This window comes from Sphingomonas sp. CCH9-E2 (assembly GCF_001557215.1).
Taxonomy (GTDB): domain Bacteria; phylum Pseudomonadota; class Alphaproteobacteria; order Sphingomonadales; family Sphingomonadaceae; genus Sphingomonas.
Genome location: NZ_LSJM01000109.1, coordinates 1 through 5331, shown reverse-complemented (window position 1 = coordinate 5331; position 5331 = coordinate 1). Strand labels below are relative to the sequence as shown.

Sequence of the window (5331 nt, the reverse complement as noted above, 5' to 3'; positions counted from 1 at the left end):
TGCAGTTCGGAATCGTCCCTGAGGCGCGGCATCCTGATGTCGGCGGGCGAGGCGCGCGGCGTCGCGCCCGAAGTGACCAGCGTGCGCCGCTTCCTCACCGACATCGTCGCCGATTATCGCGCCAGCCTGCTCCCCGGCACGCTCGACTTCGACGACCGCTTCGGCGCAGACGTGACCATCGTGTCCGATCCGGCGCTGCGCCAGGTGATCGGCAACGTCATCGACAATGCGATCGAGGTGTCGCCCGGCACCGTGACCCTGGCCGCGCTGCGCGAGGGGGACGCGCTGGTGATCGAGATCGCCGATCGCGGCACCGGCTTCGCGCCCGAAATCCTCGCCACCTTCGGCCAGCCCTATCGCTCGACCAAGGGCAAGCCGGGCGGGGGCCTCGGCCTGTTCCTGCTGGTCAACGTCCTGCGCAAGCTGGGCGGGGAGGCAAGCGCGGAAAACCGGCTGGACGGCGGTGCGCGGGTGCGGATCGTCCTGCCACTCGCGGCGCTGGCGATGGCGGCACCGCGATGAGCGCGCGGCTGCTGATCATCGTCGAGGATGACGAGGCATTCGCGCGGACGCTCAAACGCTCGTTCGAGCGGCGCGACTATACCGTGCTGTGGGCGGCGAACCATGACGAGCTGGCGGCGCTGCTGGCCGACCACGCGCCGGATTTCGCGGTGGTCGACCTGAAGCTGGGCGGCGCATCGGGGCTGGCGTGCGTGCAGACGCTGCGGGCGAGCGATGCGGACATGAAGATCGTCGTCCTCACCGGCTTCGCCAGCATCGCGACGGCGGTCGAGGCGATCAAGCTCGGCGCGAACCACTATCTCGCCAAGCCATCGAACACCGACGATATCGAGGCCGCGTTCGCGCGCGTCGACGGCGATGTTGACGCGCCGGTCGACGGCCGCACCTCATCGATCAAGACGGTCGAGTGGGAGCATATCCACCAGACGTTGGTCGAGACCGACTTCAACATCTCCGAAGCCGCACGCCGGCTGGGGATGCACCGACGCACGCTGGCGCGGAAGCTGGAGAAGCGGCCGGTGCGCTAGGGGGCTATCGAGGACCGCTTTTAGGGCGATGACTGGACAGCGTACGGTGTGTGGGAAGCGGACGGGGGAGCGCACTCACTTCATTGCTGCCAGATAAAGATCTTCTCACCGCGACGCCAGGCAACAACTGTCCAGACAAGATAGACTGCCCAGCCGAGTCCGAGGATAGCGTAAAATACCCCTTCTCCCGCTTTCTCCGGAATGCTCGACCCCAAGTAGAGCGCTATTAGGGATAGCATAAGCGTTGATCGTTCAGTCATGCGTCGCACCTCCTATGGCCTCGCGAGCGGACGAGGTATGCGTATGACGTCGCCGTCCCGGTCCGCAATAGCTCGTCTGCAGCCACCTCGCTTTATGCGTCCAGCGCCAATAATCCTCCCCCTGGCGGGGGAGGATTGGTTGGATGCCACCCTTGCCGTCAGCGCGCGGCAAAGGCATGGCGCGGGGCACGAGAGAGGAAATCCGATGCGCCTGCGTTCGCTGTTGTTCGTCCCCGGTGACCGGCCCGACCGGATGGAAAAGGCGCTGGCCAGCGCTGCCGATGCGCTGATCCTGGACCTTGAGGATTCGGTGACGCCAGAGCGCAAGGGCGACGCGCGCGCGGCGGTGGCGGCGTTCCTGGCTAAACAGCACAGCGGCCCGGCGCTGTGGGTCCGCATCAACCCGCTCGACAGCGGCATGACGCAGGACGACCTTGCCGCCGCGCGCGGCGCCGACGGCATCGTGCTGCCCAAATCGGCGAGCGGGCAGGATGTCGCCGCGCTCGACGCGATGCTCGCTGGCGTGGCCGCGCGCATCCTGCCGATCGCAACCGAAACGCCCGCCGCGATCTTCGGCCTCGGCAGCTATACCGGCTGCTCGCCGCGCCTCGCCGGGATCACCTGGGGGGCGGAGGATCTGCCCGCCGCGATCGGCGCGCAGTCGTCGCGTGAGGCGGACGGACGCTACACCCCGCCCTATGAGATGATCCGCGGCCTTACCCTGTTCGGCGCGCACGCCGCCGGGGTCGCGCCGATCGAGACCGTCTATCCCGATTTCCGCAACCTCGATGGCCTCGCCGCCTATTGCGCGCGGGCGATGCGCGACGGCTTTACCGGCATGATGGCGATCCACCCGGCGCAGGTGCCGGTGATCAACGCTGCCTTCACCCCGTCCGAAGCCGCCATCGCGCATGCGCAGGCCGTCGTCGCCGCCTTCGCCGCCAATCCGGGCGCGGGGGCGCTTCAGCTCGACGGCAAGATGATCGACGCGCCGCACCTGAAACAGGCGCGCGCGCTGCTCGCCCGCGCGGGAGTGGCATGACGCCAAGCTTTCACCACGACGATCTGAACCGGCTGGAGCGGGCCGGGCGGCTGCGGTCGCTGAGCCCGCGCACCGGGCTGGACTTTGCGTCGAACGACTATCTCGGCCTCGCCAATGACCCGCGGCTGCGCGATGCCGTGGCCGATGCGGTCGAGCGCGGTGTCGCGGTGGGGTCGGGCGGATCGCGGCTGCTGCGCGGCAACGATCCTGAGATTGCGGCGCTGGAGGCCGCAGCCGCCACGCTGTTTGGCGCGGAGGCATGCCTCTATTTCGCCACCGGCTTTGCCGCCAATGTCGCGCTGCTGGCGACGCTGCCCCAGCCCGACGACCTGATCATCCATGACGCCATGATCCATGCCAGCATGCATGACGGTCTGCGCCTCGCCCGCGCCCCGGCCGTGGTGGCAGGGCATAACGATCCGCAGGCGGTGGACGACGCGATCCGCGTCTGGCGCTCCGGTGGGGGTAAAGGTACGCCCTGGATCGCGTTCGAGACGCTCTATTCGATGGATGGCGATTGCGCGCCCGTCGCGGACTTCGCAGCAGTGGCGGCGCGACATGACGCCATGCTGCTGATCGATGAGGCGCATGCCACTGGCGTGTGGGGCACGAACGGACGCGGGCTGGCGGAGCAGCTCGAGGGTGCCGAGAATGTCGTCGCGCTCCACACCTGCGGCAAGGCGCTGGGGTGTCAGGGCGCGCTGGTCACCGGCCCGCGCGTGCTGATCGATTTCCTGATCAACCGCGCGCGCCCTTTCATCTTCTCGACCGCGCCCTCGCCCTTGCTCGCGAGCGCGGTCCGCGCGGCGCTGCGCATCGTGGCGGAGGAGCCGGAGCGGCGCGCGCGGCTCCACGCGCTGATCGCCCATGCCGAAACCACACTCGCCCCCCATGGCGTGACGCCGACGGGGACGCAGATCCTCCCGCTGATCATTGGCGACGACACAGCCACGATGGCGCGGGCAGCAGCGGTGCAGGCGCGCGGCTTCGACGTGCGCGGCATCCGTCCGCCCACGGTCGCGCCGGGCACCGCGCGGTTGCGCATCACGCTGACGCTCAACGTCACCGCGCAGGATATTGATTCACTGGCAGAGGCATTGGCATGATCGTCGTCACCGGCACCGATACCGGGGTGGGCAAGACCGTCGCGTCGGCGGCGCTCGCCTGGCGGCTGGGCGCGACCTATTGGAAGCCGGTGCAGGCCGGGCGCGAAGAGGCGGAGAGCGACCGGGAGGCGGTCGCGCGGCTGGCCGGGGTGGACACGCTGCCCGAAGCCTATTTCCTCGAAACCCCCTGCTCGCCGCACCGCGCGGCGGAGATCGATGGCGTCACCATCGACCCCGCGCGCCTGACGCCACCGGCGGGGCGGCTGGTGATCGAAGGGGCGGGGGGCGCGCTGGTGCCGGTGACCCGCGACCTGCTCTACGCCGATCTGTTCGCGCGCTGGGGCCTGCCGGTGGTCATCGTCGCCCGCACCGCGCTCGGCACGATCAACCACAGCCTGATGACGATCGAAGTGCTACGCGCGAGGGGTGTGCGCGTGGCCGGCATCCTGTTTTCCGGCGATGAAGTGCCCGACAGCCAGGCGACGATCTGCGCCATGGGCCGCGTCGCCTCGCTCGGCCGTCTGCCGCGCCTCGACCCCCTGACCCCGGACAGCCTGCGCGCGGCGGCGGCGCAGCTCGATCTCGGGCCGATCGCATGACGTCACCCGTCTGGCATCCCTTTACCCAGCATGGCCTCAATGAGCCGGTGCCGCTGGTCACGCGCGCGGAAGGCGCGATCCTGCACACCGCCGATGGCCGCCGCGTGATCGACGCCATCTCGTCTTGGTGGGTGACGACGCACGGCCATTGCCACCCGCGCATCATCGCGGCGATCCGCGCGCAGGCGGAGCGGCTCGACCAGCTGATCTTCGCCGGCTGGACGCATGAACCCGCCGAAACGCTGGCGCGTGATCTCACCGCAATCATGCCGCCCGCGCTGACCCGCGTCTTCTTCTCCGACAGCGGATCGACCAGTGTCGAGGTCGCGCTCAAGATGGCGCTCGGCCATTTCGCCAATCGCGGCGAGGATCGCAGTCGGATCGTGGTGATGCAGGGCAGCTATCATGGCGACACGATCGGCGGCATGTCGGTCGGCGCGCGCGGCGTGTTCAACAAGAGTTATGCGCCTTTGCTGTTCGATGTCGATGTCATCCCATTCCCTGCCGAGGGGGCGGAGCAGGCGACGCTCGACGCGCTGGAGGCCTGTTGCCGCGCGCGCCCGGCGGCGCTGATCATCGAGCCGCTGATCCTGGGCGCCGGGGGCATGTTGATCTATCCGCCGCACGTGCTGCGCGCGATGCGGGAGCTGTGCGCGGCGCATGGCGCGCTGTTCATCGCGGATGAGGTGATGACCGGCTGGGGCCGCACCGGCACGCTACTGGCGTGCGAACAGGCGGGCGTGGTCCCCGACCTGCTGTGCCTGTCTAAGGGGCTGACCGGCGGATCGCTCCCGCTCGCCGTCACGCTGGCGACCGAGGAAATCTTCGCCTCGCACCTGAGCGAAGACCGGTCGCGCATGTTCTTCCACTCGTCCAGCTACACCGCCAACCCGATCGCCTGCGCGGCGGCGGTGGCGAACCTGTCGATCTGGCGCGACGAGCCGGTGCTGGAGCGGATCGATGGACTCGCCCGCCGTCAGGCGGAGCTGAGCGCCCCGCTGGCACCTCGCGTCAGCAACCTTCGCCAGCTCGGCACGATCGTCGCGATGGAGCTGGAGGACCGCGCGGGCAGCTACATGTCGGCACTCGGCCCACGGCTGATGGCGTTCTTCCGCGAGCGCGACGTGCTGCTCCGCCCGCTCGGCAACACGGTCTACGTCATGCCGCCCTACAGCATCGCGGACGATGACCTGGCGCGGGTGTATGCCGTGATCGGGGAGGCGGTGGACAGGCTCTAGGCCCCTTAGTTCCCCTCCCTGAAGGGGGGGCTAGGGG

At 69.2% G+C, this 5331-nt stretch carries 6 protein-coding genes; all 6 read left to right on the top strand.

All coding sequences use genetic code 11. The features are described from left to right. Positions 1-522 (top strand): sensor histidine kinase (locus tag AX681_RS05960; protein WP_197424240.1); only part of this gene is annotated, 522 nt, incomplete at its 5' end. Then, positions 519-1049, top strand: coding sequence for a response regulator transcription factor (locus tag AX681_RS05955; protein ID WP_066657361.1), 531 nt, complete (start codon positions 519-521; stop codon positions 1047-1049). The genes AX681_RS05960 and AX681_RS05955, both read left to right, overlap by 4 nt. Positions 1050-1514: 465 nt before the next feature. Continuing rightward, positions 1515-2351: an HpcH/HpaI aldolase/citrate lyase family protein gene (locus AX681_RS05950; RefSeq protein WP_066657364.1), complete on the top strand. Its 837-nt coding sequence runs from the start codon at positions 1515-1517 to the stop codon at positions 2349-2351. Further along, positions 2348-3457, top strand: a complete 1110-nt coding sequence (locus tag AX681_RS05945) for an 8-amino-7-oxononanoate synthase (RefSeq protein WP_066657366.1) — start codon at positions 2348-2350, stop codon at positions 3455-3457. The genes AX681_RS05950 and AX681_RS05945 overlap by 4 nt, the downstream gene beginning before the upstream one ends. Beyond that, positions 3454-4056 carry a dethiobiotin synthase gene (gene bioD, locus AX681_RS05940; RefSeq protein WP_066657368.1) on the top strand — a complete coding sequence of 201 codons (603 nt, stop codon included), beginning with the start codon at positions 3454-3456 and terminating at the stop codon, positions 4054-4056. The genes AX681_RS05945 and bioD overlap by 4 nt, the downstream gene beginning before the upstream one ends. Continuing rightward, entirely contained in the window at positions 4053-5294 is a 1242-nt protein-coding gene (locus AX681_RS05935) for an adenosylmethionine--8-amino-7-oxononanoate transaminase (RefSeq protein WP_066657372.1), read from the top strand. Before bioD ends, AX681_RS05935 begins: the two co-directional genes overlap by 4 nt. Positions 5295-5331 lie beyond the last annotated feature (37 nt).

Excerpts from the sequence above, each read along its gene's own strand:
- bioD (WP_066657368.1), top strand. The coding sequence starts at position 3,454 with ATGATCGTCGTCACCGGCACCGATACCGGGGTGGGCAAGACCGTCGCG.
- AX681_RS05955 (WP_066657361.1), top strand. The coding sequence starts at position 519 with ATGAGCGCGCGGCTGCTGATCATCGTCGAGGATGACGAGGCATTCGCG.
- AX681_RS05945 (WP_066657366.1), top strand. The coding sequence starts at position 2,348 with ATGACGCCAAGCTTTCACCACGACGATCTGAACCGGCTGGAGCGGGCC.
- AX681_RS05935 (WP_066657372.1), top strand. The coding sequence starts at position 4,053 with ATGACGTCACCCGTCTGGCATCCCTTTACCCAGCATGGCCTCAATGAG.
- AX681_RS05950 (WP_066657364.1), top strand. The coding sequence starts at position 1,515 with ATGCGCCTGCGTTCGCTGTTGTTCGTCCCCGGTGACCGGCCCGACCGG.